General features: G+C 72.2%; 29 protein-coding genes. 10 read left to right on the top strand and 19 right to left on the bottom strand.

Annotated features, from left to right (window positions below):
• Positions 1 to 89: 89 nt before the first annotated feature.
• Both HQQ88_RS09490 and HQQ88_RS19200 read right to left on the bottom strand, forming a co-directional pair.
• On the bottom strand, positions 90 to 1,874 hold the full coding sequence (locus HQQ88_RS09490) for a hypothetical protein (protein WP_173169299.1): 1,785 nt from the start codon (positions 1,872 to 1,874) through the stop codon (positions 90 to 92).
• Between the two features lie 88 nt (positions 1,875 to 1,962).
• Positions 1,963 to 3,291 carry a hypothetical protein gene (locus HQQ88_RS19200; RefSeq protein ID WP_216834447.1) on the bottom strand — a complete coding sequence of 443 codons (1,329 nt, stop codon included), beginning with the start codon at positions 3,289 to 3,291 and terminating at the stop codon, positions 1,963 to 1,965.
• A gap of 111 nt (positions 3,292 to 3,402) precedes the next feature.
• Here HQQ88_RS19200 and HQQ88_RS09480 point away from each other — a divergent pair, with 111 nt between their 5' ends.
• Positions 3,403 to 3,834 carry a GNAT family N-acetyltransferase gene (locus HQQ88_RS09480; protein ID WP_123292065.1) on the top strand — a complete coding sequence of 144 codons (432 nt, stop codon included), beginning with the start codon at positions 3,403 to 3,405 and terminating at the stop codon, positions 3,832 to 3,834.
• A gap of 67 nt (positions 3,835 to 3,901) precedes the next feature.
• Here HQQ88_RS09480 and HQQ88_RS20140 read toward each other — a convergent pair whose 3' ends face one another.
• Together HQQ88_RS20140 and HQQ88_RS19880 are read right to left on the bottom strand one after the other, a co-directional pair.
• Positions 3,902 to 4,429, bottom strand: coding sequence for an Lrp/AsnC family transcriptional regulator (locus HQQ88_RS20140; protein ID WP_123292064.1), 528 nt, complete (start codon positions 4,427 to 4,429; stop codon positions 3,902 to 3,904).
• 9 nt (positions 4,430 to 4,438) lie between these two features.
• Positions 4,439 to 5,005: a TetR/AcrR family transcriptional regulator gene (locus tag HQQ88_RS19880; protein WP_173169298.1), complete on the bottom strand. Its 567-nt coding sequence runs from the start codon at positions 5,003 to 5,005 to the stop codon at positions 4,439 to 4,441.
• A 112-nt stretch (positions 5,006 to 5,117) separates the two neighbouring features.
• On the opposite strand from HQQ88_RS19880, the gene HQQ88_RS09465 reads away from it, so the two are divergent.
• Positions 5,118 to 6,593 carry an MFS transporter gene (locus HQQ88_RS09465; protein WP_123292062.1) on the top strand — a complete coding sequence of 492 codons (1,476 nt, stop codon included), beginning with the start codon at positions 5,118 to 5,120 and terminating at the stop codon, positions 6,591 to 6,593.
• A gap of 197 nt (positions 6,594 to 6,790) precedes the next feature.
• Positions 6,791 to 7,231, top strand: coding sequence for a phage holin family protein (locus HQQ88_RS09460; RefSeq protein WP_173169297.1), 441 nt, complete (start codon positions 6,791 to 6,793; stop codon positions 7,229 to 7,231).
• A gap of 20 nt (positions 7,232 to 7,251) precedes the next feature.
• Here HQQ88_RS09460 and HQQ88_RS09455 read toward each other — a convergent pair whose 3' ends face one another.
• Together HQQ88_RS09455 and HQQ88_RS09450 are read right to left on the bottom strand one after the other, a co-directional pair.
• Entirely contained in the window at positions 7,252 to 7,758 is a 507-nt protein-coding gene (locus HQQ88_RS09455; protein WP_123292060.1) for a hypothetical protein, read from the bottom strand.
• Positions 7,759 to 7,796: 38 nt separating this feature from the next.
• Positions 7,797 to 8,186 (bottom strand): DUF5997 family protein, encoded by a 390-nt coding sequence (locus tag HQQ88_RS09450; protein ID WP_123292059.1) that lies wholly within the window; start codon positions 8,184 to 8,186, stop codon positions 7,797 to 7,799.
• Between the two features lie 33 nt (positions 8,187 to 8,219).
• Here HQQ88_RS09450 and HQQ88_RS09445 point away from each other — a divergent pair, with 33 nt between their 5' ends.
• Both HQQ88_RS09445 and HQQ88_RS09440 read left to right on the top strand, forming a co-directional pair.
• On the top strand, positions 8,220 to 9,041 hold the full coding sequence (locus HQQ88_RS09445) for a LysR family transcriptional regulator substrate-binding protein (RefSeq protein WP_173169296.1): 822 nt from the start codon (positions 8,220 to 8,222) through the stop codon (positions 9,039 to 9,041).
• Complete coding sequence (locus HQQ88_RS09440; RefSeq protein ID WP_173169295.1) at positions 9,038 to 9,508, top strand: GNAT family N-acetyltransferase; 471 nt, start codon at positions 9,038 to 9,040, stop codon at positions 9,506 to 9,508. Before HQQ88_RS09445 ends, HQQ88_RS09440 begins: the two co-directional genes overlap by 4 nt.
• A gap of 80 nt (positions 9,509 to 9,588) precedes the next feature.
• Here the strand turns inward: HQQ88_RS09440 and HQQ88_RS09435 are convergent, their stop codons facing one another.
• The 5 genes from HQQ88_RS09435 to HQQ88_RS09415 form a co-directional block, all read right to left on the bottom strand.
• The gene (locus HQQ88_RS09435; RefSeq protein WP_123292056.1) at positions 9,589 to 10,407 is read right to left on the bottom strand and encodes a DJ-1/PfpI family protein; all 819 of its coding nucleotides are present in this window, start codon (positions 10,405 to 10,407) and stop codon (positions 9,589 to 9,591) included.
• 50 nt (positions 10,408 to 10,457) lie between these two features.
• Positions 10,458 to 11,084: a DNA-3-methyladenine glycosylase I gene (locus HQQ88_RS09430; RefSeq protein WP_123938585.1), complete on the bottom strand. Its 627-nt coding sequence runs from the start codon at positions 11,082 to 11,084 to the stop codon at positions 10,458 to 10,460.
• Between the two features lie 49 nt (positions 11,085 to 11,133).
• Complete coding sequence (locus HQQ88_RS09425) at positions 11,134 to 11,550, bottom strand: VOC family protein (RefSeq protein ID WP_123338810.1); 417 nt, start codon at positions 11,548 to 11,550, stop codon at positions 11,134 to 11,136.
• 277 nt (positions 11,551 to 11,827) lie between these two features.
• A complete protein-coding gene (locus tag HQQ88_RS09420; protein WP_111084327.1) occupies positions 11,828 to 12,163 on the bottom strand; it encodes a hypothetical protein in 336 nt (111 codons plus the stop codon).
• A gap of 22 nt (positions 12,164 to 12,185) precedes the next feature.
• The gene (locus tag HQQ88_RS09415) at positions 12,186 to 13,856 is read right to left on the bottom strand and encodes a sodium:solute symporter family protein (RefSeq protein WP_123292052.1); all 1,671 of its coding nucleotides are present in this window, start codon (positions 13,854 to 13,856) and stop codon (positions 12,186 to 12,188) included.
• A 143-nt stretch (positions 13,857 to 13,999) separates the two neighbouring features.
• On the opposite strand from HQQ88_RS09415, the gene aroQ reads away from it, so the two are divergent.
• Positions 14,000 to 14,443, top strand: a complete 444-nt coding sequence (gene aroQ, locus HQQ88_RS09410; protein WP_173169294.1) for a type II 3-dehydroquinate dehydratase — start codon at positions 14,000 to 14,002, stop codon at positions 14,441 to 14,443.
• Positions 14,444 to 14,718: 275 nt separating this feature from the next.
• Positions 14,719 to 15,771 carry a Gfo/Idh/MocA family protein gene (locus HQQ88_RS09405; RefSeq protein WP_216834445.1) on the top strand — a complete coding sequence of 351 codons (1,053 nt, stop codon included), beginning with the start codon at positions 14,719 to 14,721 and terminating at the stop codon, positions 15,769 to 15,771.
• Positions 15,772 to 15,887: 116 nt separating this feature from the next.
• Here the strand turns inward: HQQ88_RS09405 and HQQ88_RS09400 are convergent, their stop codons facing one another.
• Positions 15,888 to 16,484 carry an NAD(P)H-dependent oxidoreductase gene (locus HQQ88_RS09400; protein WP_165901113.1) on the bottom strand — a complete coding sequence of 199 codons (597 nt, stop codon included), beginning with the start codon at positions 16,482 to 16,484 and terminating at the stop codon, positions 15,888 to 15,890.
• Between the two features lie 89 nt (positions 16,485 to 16,573).
• On the opposite strand from HQQ88_RS09400, the gene HQQ88_RS09395 reads away from it, so the two are divergent.
• Complete coding sequence (locus HQQ88_RS09395; RefSeq protein WP_254066999.1) at positions 16,574 to 17,086, top strand: MSMEG_6728 family protein; 513 nt, start codon at positions 16,574 to 16,576, stop codon at positions 17,084 to 17,086.
• On the opposite strand, the gene HQQ88_RS09390 is transcribed toward HQQ88_RS09395, so the two are convergent.
• From HQQ88_RS09390 to HQQ88_RS09360, 7 genes are all read right to left on the bottom strand, one after another.
• Positions 17,046 to 17,336 (bottom strand): hypothetical protein, encoded by a 291-nt coding sequence (locus HQQ88_RS09390; RefSeq protein WP_173169293.1) that lies wholly within the window; start codon positions 17,334 to 17,336, stop codon positions 17,046 to 17,048. The genes HQQ88_RS09395 and HQQ88_RS09390 overlap by 41 nt on opposite strands.
• A 223-nt stretch (positions 17,337 to 17,559) precedes the next feature.
• Positions 17,560 to 17,826 carry a hypothetical protein gene (locus tag HQQ88_RS09385; RefSeq protein ID WP_131845734.1) on the bottom strand — a complete coding sequence of 89 codons (267 nt, stop codon included), beginning with the start codon at positions 17,824 to 17,826 and terminating at the stop codon, positions 17,560 to 17,562.
• Positions 17,827 to 17,918: 92 nt separating this feature from the next.
• Positions 17,919 to 19,058 carry a cysteine desulfurase family protein gene (locus tag HQQ88_RS09380; RefSeq protein ID WP_173169292.1) on the bottom strand — a complete coding sequence of 380 codons (1,140 nt, stop codon included), beginning with the start codon at positions 19,056 to 19,058 and terminating at the stop codon, positions 17,919 to 17,921.
• 2 nt (positions 19,059 to 19,060) lie between these two features.
• Positions 19,061 to 19,939 carry a carboxylating nicotinate-nucleotide diphosphorylase gene (nadC, locus tag HQQ88_RS09375; RefSeq protein WP_173169291.1) on the bottom strand — a complete coding sequence of 293 codons (879 nt, stop codon included), beginning with the start codon at positions 19,937 to 19,939 and terminating at the stop codon, positions 19,061 to 19,063.
• Complete coding sequence (gene nadB, locus HQQ88_RS09370; RefSeq protein WP_173169290.1) at positions 19,936 to 21,567, bottom strand: L-aspartate oxidase; 1,632 nt, start codon at positions 21,565 to 21,567, stop codon at positions 19,936 to 19,938. The genes nadC and nadB overlap by 4 nt, the downstream gene beginning before the upstream one ends.
• Positions 21,568 to 21,617: 50 nt before the next feature.
• Positions 21,618 to 22,889 carry a quinolinate synthase NadA gene (nadA, locus tag HQQ88_RS09365; RefSeq protein WP_123292042.1) on the bottom strand — a complete coding sequence of 424 codons (1,272 nt, stop codon included), beginning with the start codon at positions 22,887 to 22,889 and terminating at the stop codon, positions 21,618 to 21,620.
• A gap of 8 nt (positions 22,890 to 22,897) precedes the next feature.
• Complete coding sequence (locus HQQ88_RS09360; RefSeq protein ID WP_123292041.1) at positions 22,898 to 23,596, bottom strand: NUDIX domain-containing protein; 699 nt, start codon at positions 23,594 to 23,596, stop codon at positions 22,898 to 22,900.
• A gap of 166 nt (positions 23,597 to 23,762) precedes the next feature.
• Between HQQ88_RS09360 and HQQ88_RS09355 the strand changes: the two genes are divergently transcribed.
• Complete coding sequence (locus HQQ88_RS09355) at positions 23,763 to 24,044, top strand: acylphosphatase (protein WP_228504877.1); 282 nt, start codon at positions 23,763 to 23,765, stop codon at positions 24,042 to 24,044.
• Positions 24,045 to 24,176: 132 nt separating this feature from the next.
• The gene (locus tag HQQ88_RS09350) at positions 24,177 to 25,658 is read left to right on the top strand and encodes an MDR family MFS transporter (protein WP_123292040.1); all 1,482 of its coding nucleotides are present in this window, start codon (positions 24,177 to 24,179) and stop codon (positions 25,656 to 25,658) included.
• Positions 25,659 to 25,695: the final 37 nt, after the last annotated feature.

The raw sequence follows: 25,695 nt of genomic DNA, 5'->3' as shown, positions 1-25,695 counted from the left end.
CCTCATGGTGGTGCCGGCCGGCCGTTCGGACAACTCCGGGCACGGTGACGAGGGGCGCCGGCGGTGCGACGCCCCTCGGTCACCTGCTGTCAGCGCGGCCCGTCGGTGCCGACCGCCGAGTGCCGGCGACGGAGCAGGAGCGTGCCCGCCCCGGCGAGCAGCAGCAGGAGCGCGAACCCGACGGGGACGACCGGCGAGGTCGCTCCCGTGTAGGCGAGCGCGGTCGCGCCGTCACCGGCGGCGACCGTGTCGGCCACCGTGCGTGCGACGGCCGGGATCCCGCTGGTCGCGGCGGCCGTGGTGGTCACCACACCCGCTGTGGAGGCCCGGGTCGGCCCGTCCGCGCCGGTGGCACCGGCCGGGGTGGTCACGGTTCCGGGCACGGTGCCGTCGCCGGCGTCCGTCCCGTCACCGGGGGTCGTGCCCGGGTCCGTGCCGTCGCCCGGGGTCGTGCCCGGGTCGGTGCCGTCGCCCGGGGTCGTGCCCGGGTCGGTACCGGGGTCGGTACCGGGGTCGGTGCCCGGGTCCGTGCCGTCGCCGGGCGTCGTGCCGGTGCCCGGGGTGGTGGCGGTACCGTCACCGACGACGCCGATGCCGTTCCCACCGATGGTGATCGGCAGGCTGATCACCGGGACCACCTGGGTGCCGGAGAGCAGGCCACCGTCACCGGAGGTCGACCCTCCGGCGGACGGGGTCGTGCTGCTCGGGGTGGTGCCCGCCGGGGTCGCCCCGCCGGTGCTGGTGCCGTCGCCGACGACGCCGATGCCGTTCCCGCCGATGGTGATCGGGACCGCGACCACCGGGGCCACCTGGGTGCCCGAGGCGGTGCCGTCCGCCCCGTCCGTCGTGCCACCGACAGCCGGAGCCGGACCGGCGGTCGTGCCGGTGCCCGCAGCGGGCGTCCTGCCCGCCGAGGTGCCGTCACCGAGTAGCCCGATGCCGTTGCCGCCGATCGTGACCGGGACGTCGACCAGTCCGCCGACCTGCGTGCCGGAGAGCAGCCCGTCGTCGCCGGACGTGCTCGGCGTGGTCGTGGCCGGAGCGGCCGGTGCCGGAGCGGCCGGTGCCGGCGTCGCCGCGGGGCCGGACCCCGCAGCGGTGCCGTCCCCGAGCACCCCGATGCCGTTGCCGGACACGGTCACCGGGACCGACACGACCGGGGCGACCTGCGTCCCCGAGGCTGTGCCGTCCTCACCGGAGGTGACCGGTGCCGGAGCAGCGGGCTCGGCCGGTGCTGCCGGGGTGGATGCCGCCGGGGTGGGCGGCGTCGTGGTCGACACCGCGTCACCGCCGACGGCGACCGCGTTGCCACCGACCGTGACGGGCACGGTCACGTCGCCGGCGACCTGGGTCCCCGAGCCGGTGCCGTCCGAACCGGACGTGGTCGGAGCAGCGGCGGAAGCCGGAACCGGAGCAGCCGGAGCAGGCGCAGCCGGAGCAGCAGCCGGGGCCGACACCGCGTCGCCACCGACGGCGACGGCGTTGCCACCGACGGAGACCGGGGCGGTCACAGCCGGCGCCACCTGGGTGCCGGAGGCCGTGCCGTCGGCGCCCGAGGTCGTCGGCGCGGGAGCTGGGGCCGGTGCAGGCGCAGGAGCAGGAGCCGGTGCAGGAGCGGCGGCTGGGGCTGCAGGAGCCGCAGGAGCCGCAGGAGCCGCGGCGGCCGAGGTCACCGACGACACCGCGTCGCCGAGCACCCCGAGGGCGTTGCCGGTGAGGGACACCGGAGCGTCCACCGACGGAACCACCTGGGTTCCGGACACGGCGCCGTCCGCTCCGGAGGTCGTGGCAGCGTTCGCCGCTGCCGCCCCTCCGAGCGTGAGGCCGCCGACGAAGAGGGCGAACCAGAGCCCTCTCGAGACGTACTTGTTCATGGTCGTACTCCCTGATCGAGATCGTTGGCCGACCGCGGTCGCGGTCGGTGTGTGTGCGTGCCTGCCGTGCCGGACAGGCGCACCGATCTCAGTCAGGGGCGACGTCGTGCTCGCCGACGACCGATGCGGGGACCGCGTCGTCGGAGAGCGTGCCGCGAGACCCCGCGGCGAGGGAGACGATGTCGTCGGTCGAGCCGACGATGCCGACGGCTGCGACGCCGCCGGGAGTCGAGGTGGCACTGCCCCCGAGGACGCCCGCACCGCCCTGGCCGTCGGACGGCGCTCCGTGGCCGTCGCCCGGCTCGGGGACGAGCAGGGCAGCGCCGCCCAGCGTCGCGTCCTGCACGGCACCGGCGACGGGGCCGGCGAGCGGTCCGGTCACGAAGGTGGACGGGACGGCCACACCGGGACGGCGCTCGACGCTCGCTCCGGGAGCGGCATGATCGTCGGTCGACGCGACCGTGGGCACGGACGGAGTCGTCGCCGGGGCGGCCGCCAGCGGCGGTCGCGCGGACGGGACAGCCGAGCCGGGCACGCCGGACGGGGTGGTGCCGACGACGACCGGAGGTGCGGGGACGTCGATGACGGGATCCGAGCCTCCTGGCAGGACGCCACCGACCGACGGGACCACGCCCGCGACGACGTCGGGGACCTGTCCGACGATCGTGCCGACACCGCCGAGGGTGTCGTCGACCAGGCCGGTGACCGGAGCGGTGACCGTGCCGAGGGTGTCGTCACCGACGACGGGGCCGACCACCGGGACGCTGCCGACCACGTGGTCGAGCGTGTCGACGACCGTGGTCACGGGTCGCGCGTCGGTGACCGTCTGCACGGTCCCGGTGACGGGGCGCAGCGCCTTCGCGACGGTGTCGGTGACGGGCCGGGAGGCGGTGCCCACGTGCTCGACGACGCCCTGCACCGGGTGCGTGGCCGGCTCGGCCGCAGGGGCGGTCGTGGCCGGCACCGCGGGCGCGGTCGCCGGAGCGGCGGGGGTCGGAGCTGCGGGAGCCGGAGCTGCTGGGGCGGGGGCGACGGGAGCTGGCGCAGGCGCGGGCGCTGCCGGGGGTGCCGCGGGCGCCGGGGGTGCCGCTGCCGGTGCCGGAGCCGGAGCCGGTGCTGGTGCTGGTGCCTGCTTCGGAGCTGGCGCAACCACCGCGCGGACGGGGTCCACGACGCCGCCGACGACCTGTCCGACACCGCCGGACACGTCGTGCACGGTCTCGCCGAGCCCGTCGACCACACCGCTGACGTGCCCGCGCTGCTGCGTCTGGGCGGGCGGAGTGGACGCGGCCTCGGCAGCCGAGGCCGGACGGGCCCCGAACGCCAGGGACAGCAGCACGAGGGCAGCGAGAGTCCCGACGCCCAGCAGGGCGATCCGGAGCACCGCGAGCCAGGGTGCGCGCGACGTCGTGTCCATGCGCTCACCTCCTGAACTCGGCTGCGCACGTAGAGTGGTTGACCGGCAATGTACGCCGGTCCGTTCCGGAACGCGCCCCGTTCTGGAAGAAATTCTCAGGAAAGGCCGTCCGTGGTCTCGATCTTCTCCGCCCCGACCCGCAACCTGGACATCGTCACGCTGCACGAGATCCTCCGCCTGCGACAGGACGTCTTCGTCGTCGAGCAGGGGGCCGCGTACGGCGACATCGACGGGCGTGACCTCGAGCCCGGCACCGTGCAGTTCTGGGCGGGCCAGGGCTCGGTGGACGCCACGCTCCGGCTCCTGCGCGAACCCGACGGCACCGAGCGCATCGGCCGGGTCGTCACGGCGGCGCACGCCCGCGGTCAGGGCCTGTCCGGGCGGCTGATCGAGGCCGCGATCGCCGAGTCCCGCTCCGCGAGCATCGCCCTCGGTGCCCAGTCGCACCTCGAGCAGTGGTACGCCCGCTTCGGGTTCGTGCGCTCCGGGGACGAGTACCTCGAGGACCGGATCCCGCACGTCCCGATGACCCGGCAGCGCTGACCGGACCGGCTCGTCGGGCGCGTCTGACTGGGGGCGCGCGTCAGGCGCGTCTGCGAGGGAGCGCGCGTCAGGCGCGCCAGCGGCGGAGCTCGTCGAACGAGCGGCCCTGCGTGGACCGGTCGGCGACGAGCCGCTCGAACACGATGTTCGTCTGGGTCGTCGCCACCGACGGGTCGCCGCTGAGCTCGTCGGCGACGAAGTCCCGCAGCTGCTCGGTCGACTCGCACGCGATGTGCACGAGGAAGTCCTTGTCGCCGGCCAGGAACGAGACGTCCTGCACGACGGGCACCCGGAGCAGTCGCTTCGCGAAGTCCCGGAGTTCGTGGCGGGCCGCGGCGTGCACCCGGACGGAGACCATCGCCTCGATCGAGAAGCCGAGGCGCGCGATGTCGACCTCGGCCCGGTAGCCGCGGATCACCCCGGCGTCCTCGAGGGCCCGGACCCGGGTCAGGCACGTCGACGGCGCGATGCCCACCGCGGCGGCGAGCCGGTTGTTCGGGATCCGGGCGTCGCCGGCCAGGGTCCAGAGGATGCGCTCGTCGACCTCGTCGAGGCGCGGGGCGGGGTCGGGACGGCGGGCTGGTCGGTCGGACACGGCTCGACGCTACCGCGACGGTGCGAGCAGGGCGCGGAGCGCGTCGTCGAGTGCCCCGGCCACGACGTCGTCGTCGGCCGACGCGAGCGGCTCCACCGCGGTGGAGCGCCGGAGCATCGTCATCCCGAGCACCACCGACAGCGCGATCTCGGCCCGGACGAGCAGTTCCTCGGTGACCTCGCCGCCGACGGCCGTGGCGAGCCGTTCCGCGTACCGGCGGAGGGTCTCGCGGCGGATGGCGTCGGCACCGTCGTCGCCGGAGGACCGGAGCAGCAGCATGAGCTGGAGGGAGTCGTCGTCCGTCGGCGCGCGGACCACGTGCGACACCAGGCCGGCCAGCGCGCGCTCGAGGCCGCGCTCGAGGGGCTGCTCGACCCCGAGGTCCTGCACCACCCGGTCGAGGCAGGCGCGGAACAGCCCCTCCTTCGACCCGAAGTAGCGGTTGATGAGTGCGACGTTGACCCCGGCGTCGGCGGCGATGTCCCGCACCGTCGTCGCCTTGTACCCGTCGAACGCGAACCGGTGCCGCGCCGCCCGCACCAGCAGCAGTCGGGTGGCGGCGGCGTCCTTGCTCATGGTCGAAGCGTACCGGCCGGACCCGGTATGTAAGCAAGTGTTGACATCGCGTGAGAACTGCGTACCCTCGTCAAGTCAGCAATTGTTTACATCACCCGAGACACGGAGCACGATGACCGACACCATGCAGAGCCCCCGCACGGGCTCGCACCCCACCACCGCCGGACACCGGCCGAACAGCACGGCGATCATCGTCTACCTGTCCCTCGGCGGTCTGTCGTTCGCGGTCCTGCAGTCGCTCGTCGCCCCGGCGCTGTCGACCATCGGACAGGACCTCGGCGCCTCGACGAGCGCGACGAGCTGGGTGCTCACCGCCTACCTGCTCTCCGCGTCGGTGCTCACGCCGATCCTCGGTCGCCTCGGCGACATGATCGGCAAGCGCAAGGTCCTGATCGTCGTGCTGTCGATCCTGCTCGTCGGCGCCGTGCTGGCCGCGCTGGCACCGAACCTCGGCGTCCTCATCGTCGGCCGTGCGCTGCAGGGCGCCGCCGGCGCGGTGATGCCGCTGTCGATCGGCATCGTCCGCGACGAGCTGCCGAAGGAGAAGGTCAGCGTCACGATCGGTCTGCTCTCCGCGATCTTCGGCATCGGCGCCGGCGTCGGCATCGTCGCCGCCGGACCGATCGTCGAGCACCTGTCGTGGCACTGGCTGTTCTGGCTGCCCGCCGTGCTCGTCGTCATCGCCCTGCTCGGCGCGATCTTCGGCATGCCGGAGTCGCCGGTCCGCAAGCCCGGCCGCCTCGACATGGTCGGCACGTTCGTCCTCGCCGTCTCGCTCGTGTCGATCCTGCTGGCCGTCAGCGAGGGCGAGACCTGGGGCTGGGGTGACGGCAAGACCATCGGCCTGCTGGTCCTCGGCGCCGTGGCACTGGTCGCGTTCGTCCTGGTCGAGCTCCGCGTCGCCGAACCGCTCATCGACGTCCGCCTGTTCGCCGTCCGCGGCGTCTGGACGGCCCACGTCGTCGCGCTCGTCTTCGGCTTCGCGATGTTCGGCACCTTCGTGCTCGTGCCGACCCTGCTGCAGCTGCCGAGCGCACTCGGCTACGGCTTCGGCAAGGACGTCACCCAGGCCGGTCTCTTCCTGCTGCCGACCGTCCTGATGATGATCGTCGCCGGGCCGATCGCCGGCATCCTCGTCCGCAAGGTCGGTCCGAAGCCGCCCATGCTGCTCGGCGGGATCGCCATCGTCGCCGCGTTCCTGCTGCCCGCGATCGCGCACGGCGAGCTCTGGCAGGTCGTCGTCTCCGGCGTCCTGACCGGCATCGGCATCGGCCTGGCCCTCGCCGCGTGCTCGAACGCCATCATCGAGAGCGTCCCCGCGAACCAGACCGGCGAGGCCATCAGCGCCAACACCGTCGTCCGAACGATCGGCTCGAGCGTCGGCACCGCGGTCATCGCGGCGCTCATCACCTCGCACAGCACCCCGCAGGGTCTGCCGACGGACGACGCCTTCACCATCGGGTTCTGGGCGTGCACCGGCGTGGCGGTCCTCGCCGTGCTCGCCGCGCTCGCGGCCCCGTCGATGCGCGCGCGCCGCGCAGCGGCGGCGGCCCGTGGCATCGACGACCTCGAGGAGATCGCCGAGTAGGGCTCTCGGCCCGACCACCCCGGGAGGCCCGTCCTGCGTCGTCGACGCGGGGCGGGCCTCCCGGCGGTCGCGCCCACCGCCACCGGCGGCTCCGCAAGCTGGGAAGCGACCGAACAGGCCGCCGCCGACGTGACGATCATCGGACCGGACGCGTCACAGCAGGTGGACGCGATCATCGCGCCCCGGACAGGAGACCCATGAGCACTACGGACCACGACGACACCACGACCAGCAGCAAGCCGTCCTTCCGCGACACCGTCACCGCCGGCCTGGTGCAGAAGGCGCTGGAACCCGTGCTGCGCGCCGTCCGTGACGAGGTGGCCTCGGCTCGGCGGGAGATCAGCGAACGGGCGAACGGCGCGAAGACCGGGCTGGTGCTCACCGGCGCCGCGGTGGCCTTCGCACTGACCACACTCGTGCTGCTGGCCGGCCTCGTGGTGGCGCTCCTGGCCCTGGCACTGCCGATCTGGGCGGCGACGGGGATCACGTTCGTGGTGTTCGCCGTCGTCACCGCGGTCCTGTTCGTGGTCGGACTCCGAGGCATCCGACGGGGCGTGCCCCCGGTGCCGAAGGACACCCTCCGGGCAGCGAAGGACCGTGTCACGCACACGGGCGACTCGTCGGCCACGACGGACTGAGCCCCGACAGCGCTCGAGCGCTACATCGCGAGGGTCATGCCGACGACGGCGACCGTCATCGCGAAGACCTCGCCGCTGCGCACAGCCCGGCGGTCCTCCTGCGCCCACTCGTACCGCAGCAGCCACCCGCTGAACGCGCAGTAGCCGATCACGCCGGCACCGAGCACCGCGGACAACGCGATGCCGTGCCCGGCGTGCCCGTCGGCGACACCGGTCGCGTGGCCCATCAGGAGCATGCCGGCCATCACGACCGCCGACAGCGCGCGGTGCACGTCCATCGGCTCGGCGCGGCGGCCGTCGGCACGGCGTCGGCGCATCACCGGCAGCGGTGCGAGCAACAGCAGGAGCGTCGCCGCGAAGAGCGTCCACACCGCACCGGCGTGCACCACGGGCATGAGCATCGCGACGAGCATCACCGCAGCTGGCACGATCACGCCGGGGCGCGGACGGTAGCGGTCCCCGACGATGCAGCACACCGACGCGAACTGCGGCACGACGAGCATGGCGTCGGCGACGGTCTCGTGCACGGCGGGTCCTCAGCTGCGGCGGCGCGGTGCCGGGCGGGTCAGTCCTCGGCGCGGGCAGCGGCCTTGGCGGCGCGCTCCTGCTTCACACGGGCGTTCTCGACGTGCACGGCAGCCTGCGTCTCGCGCTCGCGGACGAGCCACTCGGGCTTCTGCTCGAGCAGCGTCTTGATCTCCGCCGTGGTGAGCGCGTCGTCGATCCCCGCACGGGTCAGCCCCGAGATCGAGATGCCGAGCTTCTGCGCCACGACGGGTCGCGGGTGCGGGCCGTCGCGTCGGAGGTCCTCGAGCCACGTCGGGGGTTCGGTCCGGAGCTCGTCGAAGGCGGTCCGTGTGACGGGAGCGCCCTGGAAGGACTCCGGAGCGGCCGCCAGCAAGATGCCGAGCTTCTTCGCAGCCGTTTCGGGCTTCATGGTCTGTTCCTGCGCCATGCCCCCTAGAGTACGGCCCCTATGCTCGTCTGCATGACCGCGGCACTCACCATCGCATTCGTGCCCGGGGTCTCCCCGGCCAAGTGGGCCCGTGTCTGGCGGGATCGACACCCCTCGATCGAGCTGCGACTGCGGCCGATCGGGCCCGACGACGTCGACGACACGCTCGCCGGCGAGGTCGACATGGTCTTCGCACGCATGCCCGTCTCCGACCAGCACAACGCCATCCCGCTCTGGACCGAGACGGCCGTGGTCGCGATGCCGAAGGACTCCCCCCTCGCCGACCTGGCCGAGGTGGACCTCGCCGACGCCGAGGTGCACGTCGTCGACGCCGGTCCGGTGCCGGCCGACATCGCCGCCGCGCTCGACCTGGTCGAGGCGAACGTCGGCGTGGTCGTGCTCCCCCAGTCGCTCTTCCGCGCGGCGAGCCGCAAGGACCTCGTCGCGCGCCCGCTCTTCGGCGCCCCCGGCACGCAGGTCGCGCTGGTCTGGCGTGACGAGGACGCCACCGAGACCACCGAGGAGTTCATCGGCGTGGTGCGCGGGCGCACCGCCAACAGTTCGCGGAACCAGCCGACCGGCACCGATCGCGACGTCGAAGAGGCCCTGCGTGCGGCAGGCGGCGGTTCCAAGGCCGGTGGCGGCTCCGACGGGTCGGGCAAGGGCGCAGCGGGCAAGGGCGGGTCGGCCAAGGGCGGAGCGGGTGCCGGAGGCGCCGGCGGCAAGGCGAAGGCGAAGTCGCCCGGCAGCGGCAAGTCCGGCAGCGGCAAGAAGTCCAACACCGGCAAGGGCCCCACCCCCGGCCGCGGGAAGATGCGCGGCAAGCCGAGCCGGGGTTCGAAGGGCAACCGATGACGGACACGCGCCTGCAGGAGATGCCGGCCACGCGCCTCCCGGCCTGGCTCGACCGGACCATGGCCGAGTACGTGGCGTCGCGGATGCAGGCGGGCGAGACCCGCGAACAGGCCGAGGCGAACAAGCAGAAGTCGCTCGACCAGTGGTTCCCGGACGGGTCCCCGGCCGACGGGCACCTGGTGTGGGACGTCCTCGACCAGGACGACACCACGGTCGGGTACCTGTGGATCGGGCCGTTCGCGCCGGGCGGGACCGACTGGTGGGTGTTCGACGTCGAGATCGACGAACCGCACCGTCGTCGCGGGCACGCCCGACGTGCGCTCGAGCTCGGCCACCAGGCCGCAGCGGAGCACGGCGCGACGAGCATCGGGCTCAACGTGTTCGGCTACAACACCGGCGCGCAGGACCTGTACGCCTCGCTCGGGTACGAGGTCACGGCGACGCAGATGCAGAAGCCGCTGGTCTGAGGGTTCTGCCGCTGGGTTCTGCCGCTTCGTCGCGGCAGGTGCGTCGTCACGGCAGGTGCTTCGTCACGGCAGCTGTGTCGTCACGGCAGGACGGCAGCCGCCGCGCGGGTGACGCGGTCCCCGCGAGCTGCCTCAGCCGCAGCCCGTGCGCGGGCGACCACGACGGCGTCGGCGCGCTCCGCGGAGCCCGCGTCGAACGGCGGCTGCGGGTCGTACTCGATCTGCAGCTGGATCGCCTCGGCCGCTGCCCGCCCCGCGAGCTCGGCCGCCAGCCACAGCGCCATGTCGATGCCCGCACTGACGCCGGCCGCCGTGACGACCGCGCCGTCGTCGACGATCCGCTCGTCGACCGGTTGCGCCCCGAACGCCTCGAGCATCGGCTTCGACGCCCAGTGGGTCGTCGCACGCTTGCCGGCGAGGAGTCCCGCGGCACCGAGGACGAACGCACCCGTGCAGACCGAGGTCACCCAGGTGGCGCGCTCGGCCTCGCGCCGGACGAACCCGATGAGCTCGGGGTCGAGCATCGCGTCGAAGGCGCCGTCACCGCCGGGGACCACGAGGACGTCCGCCGGACCCGCCTCGGCGATGGTCGTCGTCGGGACCAGCGCGAACCCGCAGTCGGTCGGCACCGGGTCGAGCGTCGCCGCCACGTACTCGACGCGTGCGCCGGGCACCCGGGAGAGCACCTGCGCCGGACCGGTGAAGTCGAGCTGCGTCAGGTCCGGGAAGAGCAGGAAGGCGATCCGGACCTCGGCGGGGTCGTGGCCAGGCTCCGGCTCCGTCGCCGCGTCCCCGGCCGTGTCCGGCGTGGGGGCCGGCACGTCGACGGGCACGTCGACGACGTCGGCGTCGACCGGGTGGACAGGACGCACGCGCGGGTTGGGCTGGTCGGTGCTCATGCCGCGACCCTAGCCCGGTGCCCTCGCCGGCGGTGGGGTCGGCGTCCTGGTCAGTTCCAGACGCCCGAGGTCCCGCGCCGGTGGCTGCCGAGCAGATGCGTGTCGACGATGCCGAGCGCCTCCATCAGGGCGTGCATCGTGGTCGGACCGACGAACGCGAAGCCGCGCTTCCGCAGTGCCTTCGACAGTGCGACGGACTCGTCGGAGGTCGTCGGGACCTGGGCGTACGACTCCGGTTCGGGCGTCGTCGCCGGACGGAACGACCAGACGAAGTCGGACAGCCCGCCGTCCTGCCGCAGTGCGACCGTCGCGTTCGCGTTCGTGATGGTCGCGAGGATCTTCGCCCGGTTCCGGACGATGCCGGCGTCGGCCATCAGCCGAGCGACGTCGTCCTCGCCGAAACCCGCGACGGTGTCGGGGTCGAAGTCCGCGAACGCCGCACGGAACGCCGGACGCTTCGCCAGGATCGTGCGCCAGGACAGGCCGGACTGGAATGCCTCGAGTGACAGCCGCTCGAACACCCCGCGCTCGTCCCGGACGGGCATGCCCCATTCGGTGTCGTAGTAGTCGCGGAGCAGCTCGTCCGTCGATGCCCACACCGGCCGGGCGAGTCCGTCGTCGCCGATCACCAGGTCGGAGTGGGGCGCGGGCTCGGTGGCTGCGGGCTCGGTGCTCATCGCACCATCCTGGCGTGCGCCGCCGACACCCTCGTTGCCGACCGTGTGGTCACTCGGCCGGCGGGCCGTCCTGGGCGGCCTGCGGGTCCATCCACACGTACTCCCACCGGTGGCCGTCCGGGTCGGTGAAGCTCCGCTGGAACATGAAGCCGAGGTCCATCGGCGCGCGGTCCTCGCTCCCGCCGGCCGCGACGGCGGCGTCGACGATGCGGTGCACCTCGTCCTTCGACCCGGCGGTGAGCGAGTTGATGACCTCGACGGTGCCGGCGTCGGCGATCGTCTTGTCGGTGAAGTCGGCGAACTTCGCGTGGGTGAGCGCCATGACGTAGATCGTGTCGCTGATGACGATGCACGCAGCGGTGTCGTCGCTGAACATCGGGTTGATCGAGTAGCCGAGGGCTTCGTAGAACGCCTTCGAACGGTCGAGGTCGGTGACGGGCAGGTTGATGAAGACCATCGTGTCCATGGAGAGGTTCCTTTCGTCACGCTCAACCTGGCCCGTGGCGCGGCGATGCGCAACCGTTCCGTCGCGGTACGGGAAACGCAAAACCCCGGTCCCGCGCTGGCTGCAGGATTCTCCGGGGCTCACTTTCGACCGAGCAGCACGCGGTCGACATATCAATTTTACGAGTCCAGCGCGGGCCACGTCAAGTGATCCAGGACACCGACTCGGAACGACGAAGCCGCTGTCGAGCGACAGCGGCTTCGTCGTTCCGAGTCGGCTCAGTGGCGCGCGCCCGAGGTCAGGCGGACGCGCGGCCCTCGCCTGCGGCCTTCTGGTCGGCCTCGGCCTCGGCCTGGCCGATGATGTCCTCGGCCGGCACCGGGTTCAGGCGGTCCCAGAGGAAGAACAGCAGGCCGCCGACGAGCATCGACAGTCCGACCCACAGGTTGATGTGGATGCCGCCGGTCTTCTCGGGGTCGGTGTCCCAGTGGACGATGCCGACGATCGTCACGATGACGCCGTAGAGCACGAACAGGCCGCCGAGGATGCGGCGCAGGTCGAGACGACGGGTCGAACGGACGAGGGCGGCCTTCTGCTCCTCGGTCAGCGCGCCGGGGGTGGTGGTGTCACTCATGGTCGGTGATCTCCTTCGCGGATCAGAGGAACGGCAGGTACAGGACGACGCACAGGATCAGTGCGACGGTGCCGAGCAGTGCGGGCGAGCGGTACCAGGCGGTGTCGGTCGCGACGGAGTCGCCGTGCAGGTCGATCTTGCCGATGCCGTAGACCAGACCGCCGAGCTCCTTCTCGTCCTTGGGCGTGGTGAACATCGAGACGATGAACCCGACGATCAGGACGGTCACGAACGAGATGATCGCGCCGTACAGGGTCTCGGCGGTCGCGGTGGCGAACAGGTCCGGGTTCACGAGGTACGCGATCCAGGTGATCGTCGGCGTGACGATGCCGAGCACGTAGCCCCAGAGCGCACCCTGCGTGGTCATCCGCTTCCAGAGCAGGCCGAGGATGAAGACGGCGAACAGCGGCGCGTTGAAGAACGAGAACAGCGTCTGCATGTACGTCATGATGTTCGACGCCTGGGCCGCGATGAACGCGGTCGCGATGCCCACCAGGACGCCGACGACGGTGACCCAGCGACCGGTCTTCAGGTAGTGGATGTCCGGCATGTTCGGCTTGATGTAGCGCTGCCAGATGTCGTACGTGAAGACGGTGTTGAACGACGAGACGTTGGCCGCCATGCCGGCCATGAACGACGCGAGCAGGCCGGTCACCGCGACGCCGAGGACACCGGTCGGCAGGTACATCTGGATGAGCTTCGGGATCGCGTCGTTGTAGGTGAGCGAGCCGTCGGCGAACTGGTTGCCGACGACCGCCGCGGCGATGAGACCGGGGATCACGACGATGGCCGGGATGAACAGCTTCGGGATCGCGGCGATGAGCGGGGTCCGGCGCGCTGCGGACATGTTCTTCGCCGAGAACGCGCGTTGCACCTCGGTGAAGTTGGTGGTCCAGTAGCCGAAGCCGAGGACGAAGCCCAGGCCGAGCACGATCGCGAGCCAGTTGGCGCCGATCGGGTTGGTCACGTCACCGAAGCCGGTGCCGGCCCACGCCTGCAGGTGCTGCACGCCCTGGGTCTTCACGATGGCAGACGACAGTCCGTCCCAGCCGCCGACGCGGTGCAGACCGACGATCGTCAGCGGGATGAGCCCGGCGATGATCACGAAGAACTGCATGACCTCGTTGTAGATCGCGCTGGAGAGCCCACCGAGGGTGATGTAGACGAGCACGAAGCCGGCGGACACGACGATGGCCAGCCACTCCGGCCAGCCGAGCATCGCCTCGATGACGATGGCCATGGCGTAGAGGTTGATGCCCGCGATGAGCACGTTCGACACCGCGAACGCGATCGAGTTCACCAGGTGCGGGGCCTTGCCGAACCGGCGGAGCATGAACTCCGGCACCGACCGGACCTTGGAGCCGTAGTAGAAGGGCATCATCACGAGCCCGAGGAACACCATGGCCGGCACCGCGCCGACCAGGTAGTAGTGCAGGGTCGCCATGCCGATCTGGGCACCGTTGGCGGCCATGCCGAGGATCTCGGTCGCACCGAGGTTCGCGGACACGAAGGCCAGGCCCGTGATCCACGCCGGCATCGAGCGCCCGGACAGGAAGAAGTCCATGCTCGTCCGGACCTGTTTGCGGGCGGTGAACCCGATCCCGATGACGACCGCGAAGTACACGATGACCATCAGGTAGTCGACCCAGCCCAAGTCGAGCCGGATCCCTTCGTTCGCTGCAGCGAGAACCATTCAACATCTCCACGTCAGTGTGTTGCAGTCGACAACTCCGCCGACCCGGACGGAGACGTTACACCGAATTGTGACCGTTCACATAGCCGAGGCATGTGTCTGCCCGGCGGTACCCCGTGGCCCGCGATCGCTAGGCTCGCCCCATGACCGACCAGGCGCGCATCCTCGTCCTCAACGGACCGAACCTCGACATCCTCGGGCGGCGCGACGCGGAGCAGTACGGCACCGTGACGCTCGCCGAGCTCGAGGCGATCGTGCACACCGAGTCAGCCGTGCACGGGCTGGACGCGGACTTCCGCCAGACGAACCGCGAGGGCGAACTGGTCGAGTGGCTGCACGAGGCCCTCGACGACTTCGCCGCCGTGGTGATCAACCCCGCGGCCTACGCACACACCTCGGTCGCGTTGCACGACGCGGTCGAGGCGCTGTCCGTCCCGGTCGTCGAGGTGCACCTGTCGAACACGTGGAAGCGCGAGCCCTTCCGGCACGTCGACCACGTCGCCACCGCTGCGACGGCGGTCATCGCCGGCGCGGGCGCAGACGGCTACCGCCTGGCCGTCGCACACGTCGCGTCCCTCATCGCCTGACCCCCGTCACGCCGCACGGGCGTCTCTCGCCCCGCCGAGGTTCCGAGATCTCGGAACCTCGGCGCCGCTGCCGCCCCGGAGTTGAACCTCGGCGTCACGCGGACGGCAAGTCGTGGAACCTGGCGGTCGCGCACGTCACGCAGGTCACGCGCGCACGTCGCGCCCGACACGCGCGCAAAAGGCGGACGGGAGGCCCGTGGCGGGGCCGCCGCGGGCCTCCCGTCCGCCTCGTTGGAACGTTCCCAACGCGGGCTGGACGCGCTAGGTTCATATGTATGGACAAAGTGCGCATCGGACTCGTCGGCTACGGCATCGGAGGGCGGGCATTCCACCGCCCGTTCCTGCTGGACGCGGCAGGCATCGACCTCGTCGGCGTCGTCGCCCGCTCGGCCGCGAAGCGCGAGCAGCTCGCGACCGACCTGCCCGGCGTCACCGTGCACGACTCCCTCGGTGACCTGATCGCCGCGGGCGTCGACGCCGTCGTCGTCACCACTCCCCCGTCCACCCGGCGCGAACTCGTCCTGCAGGCGATCGCCGCCGGGGTCGCCGTCGTCGCGGACAAGCCGTTCGCCCCGGACCCGGCCACCGCGCACGAGATCCGGCAGGCCGCGGCCGACGCCGGCGTCGTGATCACGCCCTTCCACAACCGCCGCTGGGACACCGACCTCACCACCCTCCGGAACGTGCTGGACGCCGGACGGGTCGGCACGCCGCTGCGCTTCTGGTCCCGCTTCGACCTGGTCGAGCGGCACGGCATCGCTACCGGCGTCGGCGGCGGCGTGCTCTCCGACATCGGCTCGCACCTGGTCGACCAGGCCGTGTCGTTGTTCGGACCGATCGCCCGGGTGTCCTGCACGCTCGACGTCCGCGATGCCCGCTCGCTCGGCCGCGACCAGGACGGCCAGATCGACGCCGGCTTCACGCTCGCAGCGACGCACGTGTCCGGCGTCGAGTCCGTCCTGACGTCGAACAAGGCCGGTTGGCTGGGTGCACGGCAGCTCCGCCTCGACGGTGTCGACGGGACGTACGAGGCCACGAGCACCGACGTGCAGGCACAGGCAGCCGTGGCGGGGGCGTCACCTGCCGACGACCGGTCGACCTGGGGAGTCGAGCCCTCGTCCGGGACCCTCACGACGGAGTCCGGCACGGTCGACGTCCCGTCGGCGCAGAGCTCCTACACGGACTACTACGAGCGGTTCGCGCAGGCCGTCCGCGGGCTCGGTCCGGTGCCGGTGCCCGTCGACGACGCGGTGCACGTGGTCGAGGTGCTCGACGCGGCGCGCCGGTCGGCGGCGTCGGGCGAGACGGTCACCGTCCCCGCTCCGTAGCGCGTTCTTTCCCACGACGTCTGCGATGCGAGGTCGATTCGGGCGTACCTGGTGAGAACTTCAGACCAGGTACGCCCGAATCGGCCAGGAACGCGCGGGAGAGCGGCGGCCCCGCGTCAGAAGTCCGCGGGGCGCCGCACGTCGGCCAGGCCGGCGGTGGCGAAGCCCCCGCGGATGATCGGGATCGCCCGGCGCACGGCCTGGTCGATGCGGAGTTCCAGGTCGACGTTGCCGATGTCGTAGCCACCTTCGCGCTTGGTGAAGTCGCGCTCGTTGCCGAACACCCCGATCGGCAGCGTCGTCGACTGGAAGAAGCCGAACAGCGGGCGCATCTGGTGCTCGACGAGCAGGGCGTGACGGTCGCTGCCGCCCGTCGCGGTCAGCAGGACCGGGGTGTCGACGAGGTCGTACTGCCCGATCCAGTCGAAGAACAGCTTGAACGCGCCGGAGTAGGCGGCGCGGAACGCCGGGCTGCCGACGACGAGCACGTCGGCGGCCTCGACGGTCTCGAGTGCCGCCCGGGTGCGCTCGGACATCGCCTCGCGCGACGACGCGGCACCGAGGTCGGCCAGGAGCGGGCCGATCTCGATGGTCTCGGTGCGGGCTCCCTCGATCTCCTGCCCGAGGCGCGCCACCGTGGCCGCGACCAGGGTGGACGTCCTCGAGGGGTCCGAAGGGCTACCGCTGACGCCGACGACCAGTTCTCCACTCATGCGGTCGATGCTCACACGCCTGCCACCGGGGCGGTCCGCGTGTGACGACATGTGTCGGGTGCCAGGCCCCCCGGGTACCGTCCCGCGGCATGCAGACGTTCTTGCCGTACGCCGACTTCCGGGCCTCTGCCGAGGTCCTCGACGACCGACGTCTCGGCAAGCAGCGCGTGGAGACCCTGCAGGTGATGCGGGCGCTGACACTGCCGGGGTACGGCTGGCAGCACCACCCGGTCACCGCGATGTGGCGCGGCTACCGTCCGGCGCTGATGGCGTACCAGGAGGCGACGTGCCGCGTCTGGCTCGACCGCGGGCACGTGGACACCTGCCTGGAGAAGACGCTGCTGGACCTCGGGCGGGTCCCGGAGGACCTGGCGGCGTACGAGCGCGGCGACGTCCCGATCCCGCCGTGGAACGACGACGAGGCCCTGCACGCGTCACACCGCTCGAAGCTGGTGCAGAAGGCGCCGGAGCACTACCGCGCACTGTTCCCGGACGCGCCCGACGACCTCGACTACGTCTGGCCGGGCGCGCCGCACACCCCGGGCAGGACGGCCGCAGCCGTCACGCCACCGGGAGCCACCGCGCACCGTCGCGGCGTGTGACGACGTCGGAGCGGATCTCGACCACGTCGCGGAGGCCGTGCACGGCCCGGTCGCGCACGACCGCTGCCGTGGCGTCGTCGTCGGACTCGAACCGGACGACCGCGCACGGCACGCCGCGCAGCAGACGGACGTCCTGCGCCTCGACCACGGCGTGCTCGGCGACCAGCCGGGCCGCAGCGGGCAGGACGGCGTCGGGCGCGGTGCCGGCAGCGAGCGCGCCGATCGCCAGGGTCACACGGTACGAGGGCATGCCCCGACGGTAGCGGGAGCGGGAGACACCGGGAGCCCGCCGTGGGCTGCAGGGGAACTGACGTCGTTCAGGGGGTCGACGTCGGCCCACGGCGGGTCGCGGTGTGTGGCGGGACGCGACGACAGGGGGAACGTCGCGCCCCGCTCCGGATGTCGATCAGGGGTATCGGCATCCGGTCTGGGGCACCGGCCGGGTCACGGGAGGAGCCGGGCGGTGTCGGACCTCAAGGGTGTTCGGTGTCCTCTCGGTACCGGTCCGTCTCGATCGGTGCGGGCATCGATCGTCGAGCGGCGGCGGGTCGGATCATGGGGAGCAGGGCGCTCCCGACGGTCGCGAGCGCTCCGACGGCGGCGATCAGCCCGAGGGGGGCGGTGCCGAGGTCGTGCTGCGCAGCCAGGGCGAGCGCGACGAGGGTCGCCGGTGCGGGCAGGAGCTGCACCGCTCGGAAGCGGTCGTCCCGTCGTGTCCGGGTCATCACCACGTTTGCCATGTGGACACTCTGGCGCAGATTCCGTGTCCGCATAAGGGGGGACACGACCCCACTCATGGAGTAGAACGTCTAGTACACCTAGGTTCGATGTCTCAGCCGAGTGCGCGGACGGCGGCCACGGCGTCCGCGACCGCTCCGACGACGACCGGTACGTCCTCCGCGGCGAGTGAACCGTCGAAGGTGAGTCGGAGCGCGGTGCGAGCGACCTCGTCCGGGATCCCGAGCGCGGTGAGCACGTGCGACGCCTCGGTGCTGCCGGCGGCGCAGGCGCTGCCGGACGAGGACACGACGTCGCGCTGTTCCAGCTCGAGCAGCACGGTCTCGCCGTTGACCCCGGGGAAGCAGAACGACGCGTGCCCGGGCAGCCGGTGCTCGCGCGACCCGGTCACGAACGCGCCGGGGACGGTGGCGAGCACCCCGTCGAGCACGGCGTCACGGACGGTCGTCGCGGCGGCGGAGCCAGCAGCACCGCCGGCAGCCACCAGCCCGAGCGCCGTCGCGACCGCCACCGCGCCGGCGACGTCCTCGGTGCCGGAGCGTCGGCCCCGCTCCTGTCCCCCGCCGTGCAGCAACGGTTCGACGGGCACCCCCGACCGGACCGCGAGCACGCCGGTCCCCTTCGGCGCCCCGATCTTGTGCCCGGACAGCGACAGTGCGTCGACGCCCAGGACGTCGAGCCCGACCGGCAGCCACGGCGCGGACTGCACGGCGTCGGTGTGGAAGCGCGCGCCGACCGCGTGGGCCTCGGCGGCGAGCGCCGGGACGTCCTGCACGGTGCCGATCTCGTTGTCGGCGTGCGCGATCGACACGAGGGTCGTGTCCGGCCGGAGCGCCGCACGCAGCACCGACGGGTCGACCAGGCCGTCCGACGCGACCGGCAGCACCGTGACGTCGAAGCCGTGGAAGCGTGCCAGGTACGCGCAGCTCTCCAGCACGGCCTCGTGCTCGATCGCACTGGTGACGACGTGGCGTCCGCGTGGGGCGGCGAGCGCGATCCCCTTGACCGCGGTGTTCGCACCCTCGGTCCCACCCGTGGTGAAGACGACCTCGGCCGGTCGACAGCCGAGCACGCCGGCGACCGTGGCCCGTGCAGCGGCGAGCCCGCGCGCGGCCTCGTCACCGACACCGTGCGTCGACGACGGGTTGCCGAACACCCCGGTCAGGTACGGCCACATCGCCTCGAGGACCTCGCGGCGGACGGGGGTCGTGGCCGCCCGGTCCAGGTAGAACACGGTCAGTCCCCGGCCGCCACCGCGATGTCGAGCCCGAGGTCGAGCGCCCGGGCCGAGTGGGTGAGCGCCCCGACCGAGATGACGTCGACCCCGGTCGCGGCGATGGCCGCGACGGTGTCGAGTGACACCCCGCCCGACGCCTCGACGAGCGCGCGACCCGCGACGATGCCGACACCCGTCTCGAGCTCGGCCGGCGTGAAGTTGTCGAGCATGATCGTGTCGACGCCCGCCGCGACGACGGGCTCGATCTGGTCGATGCGGTCCACCTCGACCTCGACGTGCACGGTGTGCCCGAGCCGCTGCCGCGCTGCGGTGATCGCGTCACCGATGCCGATGCCGCCGGCGAGCAGCACGGCCAGGTGGTTGTCCTTGGCCAGCACGGCGTCGGACAGCGACGTGCGGTGGTTGTGCCCGCCGCCGCAGCGCACGGCGTACCGCTCGAGCGCACGGAGCCCTGGCGTGGTCTTCCGGGTGTCGACGATGCGCGCCGAGGTGCCCGCTGCGGCCGCGACGTGGGCCGCGGTGGCGGTGGCGATTCCCGACATGCGCTGCACCAGGTTCAGCGCGACCCGCTCGGCGCGGAGCACCGAACGCGCCGACCCCGTCACGGTGGCGAGAGTGTCGCCGGCGGTGAACGCGGACCCCTCGTCGGCGTGCAGGCTCGCCCGGATCGACGGGTCGACCGCGTGCATGACCGCCACGAAGACGGTCCCGCCGCTCAGTACTCCGGGCTCACGGGCTGCGAGCGTCGCCGTCGCGGTCGCGTCGGCCGGGATGAGCGTCTCGCTGGTGACGTCGCCCCAGGGCGCGTCCTCTTCCAGCGCGGTCTCGATGACGCGGCGCAGGGCGTGCGGCGGGATGGTGCCGGGGTCGATGGTCATGCGGGAACCTCCTGCGGAACGGCGATGTGTCGAGTGACCGTCTCGGCGACCCAGGCGTACGAGGCCGGGGCTGCTGGATCGGTGTCGGGGTGGTCGGTGCGGGCGTGGGCACCGCGGGACTCGGTGCGGGTCTCGGCGGCGAGCGCCACCAGCCGTGCCAGGTCGAGCAGTGCGCGGTCCTCGTGCTCGCGCACGCCGCCGGTGGCGGGCGCGGTGAGCGCGTCGAGGTCCCGCCGGGCGCTCGCCAGTCCGGTCGCGTCACGCAGCAGCCCGACGCGGTCGGTCATGACGGCCTGGACCGCCTGCCGGACGGCACCGACGTCGTCGAGGTGGGTCGCGCCTCCAGGCAGGGTCTGACGGGAGGCGCGGATCACGTCCGCCGCTCGGGGAACGCTGGTCACGCGCAGGTCTGCGTTCCCCCGCAGGCGGAGCAGGCCGGGCCGGGGTCCGGCGACCGCGTCCGCTGCGCGGACCGCGAAGACGAGCCCCTCGAGCAGGGAGTTCGAGGCCAGTCGGTTCGCGCCGTGGACCCCGGTGCACGCGGCCTCGCCGATCGCGAGCAACCCCGGGAGGCTGGTGCGCCCCTCGGCGTCGGTGGCGATGCCGCCCATCGAGTAGTGGGCCGCCGGGGACACCGGCACACCCTGTCGGGTCCAGTCGAAACCGGCCGCACGGGTGGCCCGGGTGATACCGGGGAAGCGTCCGGTCAGGAAGTCCGCGCCGAGTCCGGTGGCGTCGAGGAGCACGGGTGCGCCGCCCTGGTCGCGGACGGCGGCGGCGATGCCGCGGGCGACGACGTCGCGCGGAGCGAGCTCGGCGTCCGGGTGCACCGCCGTCATGAAGCGGCGTCCGCGCGCGTCGCGGAGGACGGCTCCCTCGCCGCGGACGGCCTCGGAGACGAGCCCGCCGTCCGGCACCGCGAGGCGGGTCGGGTGGAACTGGACGAACTCCAGGTCGGCGACCACCGCTCCGGCACGCCACGCGGCGGCCACGCCGTCCCCCGTCGCCACGAGCGGGTTGGTGGTCTCGCGGTACAGGTGTCCCGCTCCCCCGGAGGCGATCACGACGGCGTCGGCGTCGATCCGTCGGGGATCGCCGAGCAGGTCGAGGACGTCGATGCCGACGACGGTGCCGTCCCGGACGACGAGGTCGGTGAGGCAGGTGCGCTCGAGGATCGTGACGTGCTGGCGGTGCAGCGCGTCGATGAGCGTGCGCTCGATCGCCGCGCCGGTCGCGTCGCCGTCGGCGTGCACCACGCGCCAGCGTCCGTGCGCGGCTTCGCGCCCGCGGGCCAGGTCGTCGCCGTACCGGTCGAGCGCCGACGGGTCGGTCGAGCGGTCGAACGGCACACCGAGGGCGAGCAGGTCGCGGACCCGGGCCGGCCCGTCGGTGCAGAGGACCTCGACGGCGCGCGCGTCCGCGCTGCCGGCCGCCGCGACGTGGGTGTCGGCCTGGTGCAGTGCCGGCGAGTCGTCGGCCCCGAGTGCCACCGCGACCCCGCCCTGGGCGTACGCGGTGGCACTGTCGGCGAGCGCGCCCTTCGTCACCAGCGTGACGTCGTGGACGGCGCTGGCACGGATCGCTGCGGTCAGTCCGGCGATGCCGGAGCCGACGATGACGACGTGCACGGTGGTCTCCCTCGGTCGTTCGGGTTCGGGCTCGGGCTCGGGCTCGGGGCTCAGCCGCGGGGCTTGGCCGCGAGCATGCGCTCGAGCGCGACCTTGGCGTCGGCCTGGACCTCGGCGGGGACGACGATCTCGTTGAGGACCTCGCCGCGCACCAGTGCCTCGAGCACCCAGGCGAGGTAGCCCGGGTGGATCCGGTACATCGTCGAGCACGGGCAGACGACCGGGTCGAGGCAGAAGATCGTGTGCTGCGGGTACTCCGCGGCGAGCCGGTTCACCATGTTGATCTCGGTGCCGATCGCGAACGTGGTCGGTTCGGTGGCCGCGGCGACGGTCTTCCGGATCAGGTCGGTGCTGCCGGCGTGGTCGGCGGCGTCGACGACGGCCATCGGGCACTCCGGGTGGACGATGACCTGGACGCCGGGGTGCTCGCGGCGGGCCTGGTCGATCTGGTCGACCGTGAAACGGCGGTGCACCGAGCAGAAGCCGTGCCAGAGGATGACCTTCGCCGCTTCGAGGTCGCTCGTCTCGTTGCCGCCCAGGGGCTTCCGGGGGTTCCACATCGGCATCAGGTCGGTGCTGATCCCCATGGCCTTGGCGGTGTTGCGACCGAGGTGCTGGTCGGGGAAGAACAGCACGCGCTGCCCGCGCTCGAACGCCCACTCGAGCACCGTCGCGGCGTTCGAGCTGGTGCAGACGATGCCGCCGTTGCGCCCGCAGAACGCCTTGAGGTCGGCAGCGGAGTTCATGTAGGTGACGGGGATGACGGGTACCCGGCCGTCGGCGTCGGGCTCGGTGCCGTAGACGGCGGTCAGCTCGGCCCAGGCGGCCTCGACGCTGTCGATGTCGGCCATGTCCGCCATCGAGCAGCCGGCCGCGAGGTTCGGCAGGATGACGCGCTGGTCGTCGCGGGCCAGGATGTCGGCGGTCTCGGCCATGAAGTGGACGCCGCAGAACACGATGGCCTCGGCGTCGGGCTTCGTCAGCGCCGCGTTGGCGAGCTGGAACGAGTCGCCGAGGAAGTCCGCGTGCCGGACGACCTCGTCGCGCTGGTAGAAGTGCCCGAGGACGACGACCCGGTCGCCGAGCGTCGCCTTCGCCCGCTCGATGCGCTCGTGCAGCTCGTCGGTCGGCGCGGTCTTGTACTCGTCCGGCAGCACGCCCTGCCGCGGTGCGCTCGTCGGGATGACGTCGGTCATCGACGAGCCCGGGCCGTACCCGGGCCGGGAGTCGAAGTCCCACGTGGGCATGGCGAGGTCGGGCGTGCAGGTGCTGCCGCCGGCCTTGCCGTTCGAGATGAGGTCGATGGTCGTCGCGATGGACACGGTGGTTCCTATCGGTTCTGCGGTCGTGTGCCCTGCTGCAGCGGGCCGTTGTCCGCGTAGGCCAGGTCGGGGTTCGAGCGGTACAGCCGGGCCGGACGGTGCCGACCCCCGCTCGTGGTCTCGTCGGTCGGCAGGATCGCGTCGGTCTTCTCGACCTGCCGACGGAAGTTCGCGGGGTCGAGCGCGCGCCCGAGCACCGCCTCGTACACCCCGCGCAGCTCGGCGAGGGTGAACCGGTCCCCCAGGAAGGCCTGGGCGATGCGGGAGTACGACATCTTGGTGCGGAGCCGCCAGAGCGCGTACTCCACGATCCGGTCGTGGTCGAAGGCGAGCGGCGGGTGCTCGTCGGCGAGGAACCAGCGGACGTTCCAGTCGTCCGGCACGACGTTCGCCTCGTCCGGGTGCACGAGCGCCCAGTACACGATCGACACCACCCGGCTCGGTGAGCGGCCGACGTCGCCGAACGCGTAGAGCTGTTCGAGGTAGCGGGGCTGCACGTTCGTCGTCTCGCGCAGTCGGGCCGCGGCGGAGTCCTCGAGTCCCTCGTCGACGCCGACCCAGCCGCCGGGCAGCGCCCACGACCCCTCGAACGGTTCGGCGACCCGGCGCACCAGCGGCATCCACAGCGCCGGCGCCCCGGTGTCGGGGTGCGGGCGCAGCGCGACGATCACGGTCGAGACCGCGACGCGGGTGCCTGCTTCGTCCATGGTGGACCTTAATGTCATTCTGACTCGAAGTGTTCGGGTTGCGATGACACTATCACCGCTTCGCGGTGTGTTGCGCCCGTGAGGGCCTCCGGGTCGTCACGAACCGGAAACAGATCGTCACGAGGCCGAAAACTCCGGGAGGCCCCGCGTGGATACGGTGAGGATCATGACGACGGTGACGAGGATGCATGCCGTGGTGTCGGGGACCGTCCAGGGGGTCGGGTTCCGGTACTGGACGGCGCGGAAGGCCGACGGGCTCGACCTCGTCGGGTACGCCAGGAACCTCTGGGACGGCACCGTCGAGGTCGAGGCCGAGGGGCCGTCGGTCGCGGTCGAGACGTTGATGGAGTGCCTGCGGAGCGGGCCGCCGTCGGCCACCGTGACGGACGTCGAGTTCCGGCCGGTCGTGCCGCACGGCGACGCCGACGGGTTCGCGATCCTGCACTGACCCGGTCGCACCGACCGTTCACGTGCGGATGTCGGTGCGGAGCGGAATAATCGAATCCACTCAGGCGGTTGCCCTGTCTGCGCGTTCTGCGCCACCTCGTTCCACCAGTCGTGATCCACCAGGAGCTCCCGCATGACCCAGGCCGTCGATTCCGCCCCCCGCACGGGAAGCGTCTCGCAACCGACCGCTGCCGAGACCCGACTCGTGATCGGGCTGTTGCTCGTGTCCGCGTTCGTCGTCATCCTCAACGAGACGATCATGGGCGTGGCGCTGCCGCGGCTGATGGACGACCTCGACATCAGTGCGGCGACCGGGCAGTGGCTGACCACGGGCTTCCTGCTCACCATGGCGGTCGTCATCCCGATCACCGGGTTCCTGCTGCAGCGGTTCAACACCCGCCCCGTCTTCGTCTGGGCGATGGGCCTGTTCTCGGCCGGCACCCTGATCGCCCTGCTCGCACCCGGGTTCACGCTGCTGCTCGTCGGCCGCATCGTCCAGGCCAGCGGCACCGCGATCATGATGCCGCTCCTGATGACGACGGTGCTCACCCTCGTCGACCCGGCCCACCGTGGCCGCATCATGGGCAACATCTCGATCGTCATCTCGGTCGCGCCGGCCATCGGCCCGACGATCTCCGGGCTCATCCTCAACGCGTTCGACTGGCGCTGGCTGTTCGGCTTCGTCCTGCCGATCGCGATCGCTGCGCTCATCCTCGGCATGGTCAAGGTCCGCAACGTCTCGACGCCCCGCCGGGCACCGCTCGACGTCGTCTCGGTGATCCTGTCCGCGTTCGCGTTCGGTGGGATCGTCTACGGCCTGTCCAGCATCGGCGAGGCCGGCACCACCGGCCTGTTCGTCCCGGTCACCGCGCTCGTCGTCGGTGCCGTCGCCCTGACGGTCTTCATCCTCCGTCAGACCCGACTGCAGCGCACCGACAGCGCCCTGCTCGACCTGCGCACCTTCCAGACCCGCGGCTTCACCGTCCCGATCGTCGCGATGGCGCTGAGCTTCATGGCGATGTTCGGCACGCTCATCCTGCTGCCGATCTACCTGGAGCGCGTCCTCGGGCTCGAGGTCCTGAACGTCGGACTGCTGCTGCTCCCCGGCGGGCTGCTCATGGGGCTCCTCTCCCCCATCGTCGGACGCATCTACGACCGTCGCGGACCGCGCGTGCTGCTCATCCCCGGCTCGATCATCGTCAGCGCGGTGCTCTGGGCGCTCTCCACGGTCGGCGTGGACACCAGCGTGTGGTTCGTCCTCGGGGCGCACGTCGTGCTGAGCATCGGCCTGGCGCTCACCTTCACCCCGCTGTTCACGGCGGCGCTCGGTGGCCTGCCCCCGAAGCTCTACTCGCACGGCAGCGCGGTCCTCGGCACGGCGCAGCAGCTCGCCGGAGCCGCCGGCACCGCCCTGTTCGTCACCCTGCTCACGATCGGCGCCGCCACGGCAGCGACCGGCGCGGGTGCGGACGCTGTGGCCGCTGCGACCGCCTCCGGTGTGAAGACCGCGTTCATGGTCGGCGCGGTGATCTCGCTGTTCGGCATCCTGGCATCGGTCTTCGTCACCCGTCCGGCGGTGCCCGAGGGCGCGCCGACGCCCCCGCCCGCGCACTGACCGCGGTGCCGCCCACGGGTCCACGTGGCATCGTGGG

It is taken from the genome of Curtobacterium sp. VKM Ac-2861 (genome assembly GCF_013204965.1).
Lineage (GTDB): Bacteria > Actinomycetota > Actinomycetes > Actinomycetales > Microbacteriaceae > Curtobacterium.
This window is presented reverse-complemented; position numbering and strand designations above follow the sequence as displayed.

Coding starts and splice junctions, on each gene's coding strand:
- HQQ88_RS09490 (WP_173169299.1), bottom strand. CDS start 1,874: ATGAACAAGTACGTCTCGAGAGGGCTCTGGTTCGCCCTCTTCGTCGGC.
- HQQ88_RS19200 (WP_216834447.1), bottom strand. CDS start 3,291: ATGGACACGACGTCGCGCGCACCCTGGCTCGCGGTGCTCCGGATCGCC.
- HQQ88_RS19880 (WP_173169298.1), bottom strand. CDS start 5,005: ATGAGCAAGGACGCCGCCGCCACCCGACTGCTGCTGGTGCGGGCGGCG.
- HQQ88_RS09465 (WP_123292062.1), top strand. CDS start 5,118: ATGACCGACACCATGCAGAGCCCCCGCACGGGCTCGCACCCCACCACC.
- HQQ88_RS09460 (WP_173169297.1), top strand. CDS start 6,791: ATGAGCACTACGGACCACGACGACACCACGACCAGCAGCAAGCCGTCC.
- HQQ88_RS09450 (WP_123292059.1), bottom strand. CDS start 8,186: ATGGCGCAGGAACAGACCATGAAGCCCGAAACGGCTGCGAAGAAGCTC.
- HQQ88_RS09445 (WP_173169296.1), top strand. CDS start 8,220: ATGACCGCGGCACTCACCATCGCATTCGTGCCCGGGGTCTCCCCGGCC.
- HQQ88_RS09440 (WP_173169295.1), top strand. CDS start 9,038: ATGACGGACACGCGCCTGCAGGAGATGCCGGCCACGCGCCTCCCGGCC.
- HQQ88_RS09435 (WP_123292056.1), bottom strand. CDS start 10,407: ATGAGCACCGACCAGCCCAACCCGCGCGTGCGTCCTGTCCACCCGGTC.
- HQQ88_RS09430 (WP_123938585.1), bottom strand. CDS start 11,084: ATGAGCACCGAGCCCGCAGCCACCGAGCCCGCGCCCCACTCCGACCTG.
- HQQ88_RS09425 (WP_123338810.1), bottom strand. CDS start 11,550: ATGGACACGATGGTCTTCATCAACCTGCCCGTCACCGACCTCGACCGT.
- HQQ88_RS09420 (WP_111084327.1), bottom strand. CDS start 12,163: ATGAGTGACACCACCACCCCCGGCGCGCTGACCGAGGAGCAGAAGGCC.
- HQQ88_RS09415 (WP_123292052.1), bottom strand. CDS start 13,856: ATGGTTCTCGCTGCAGCGAACGAAGGGATCCGGCTCGACTTGGGCTGG.
- aroQ (WP_173169294.1), top strand. CDS start 14,000: ATGACCGACCAGGCGCGCATCCTCGTCCTCAACGGACCGAACCTCGAC.
- HQQ88_RS09405 (WP_216834445.1), top strand. CDS start 14,719: ATGGACAAAGTGCGCATCGGACTCGTCGGCTACGGCATCGGAGGGCGG.
- HQQ88_RS09400 (WP_165901113.1), bottom strand. CDS start 16,484: ATGAGTGGAGAACTGGTCGTCGGCGTCAGCGGTAGCCCTTCGGACCCC.
- HQQ88_RS09395 (WP_254066999.1), top strand. CDS start 16,574: ATGCAGACGTTCTTGCCGTACGCCGACTTCCGGGCCTCTGCCGAGGTC.
- HQQ88_RS09390 (WP_173169293.1), bottom strand. CDS start 17,336: ATGCCCTCGTACCGTGTGACCCTGGCGATCGGCGCGCTCGCTGCCGGC.
- HQQ88_RS09385 (WP_131845734.1), bottom strand. CDS start 17,826: ATGGCAAACGTGGTGATGACCCGGACACGACGGGACGACCGCTTCCGA.
- nadC (WP_173169291.1), bottom strand. CDS start 19,939: ATGACCATCGACCCCGGCACCATCCCGCCGCACGCCCTGCGCCGCGTC.
- HQQ88_RS09360 (WP_123292041.1), bottom strand. CDS start 23,596: ATGGACGAAGCAGGCACCCGCGTCGCGGTCTCGACCGTGATCGTCGCG.
- HQQ88_RS09355 (WP_228504877.1), top strand. CDS start 23,763: ATGACGACGGTGACGAGGATGCATGCCGTGGTGTCGGGGACCGTCCAG.
- HQQ88_RS09350 (WP_123292040.1), top strand. CDS start 24,177: ATGACCCAGGCCGTCGATTCCGCCCCCCGCACGGGAAGCGTCTCGCAA.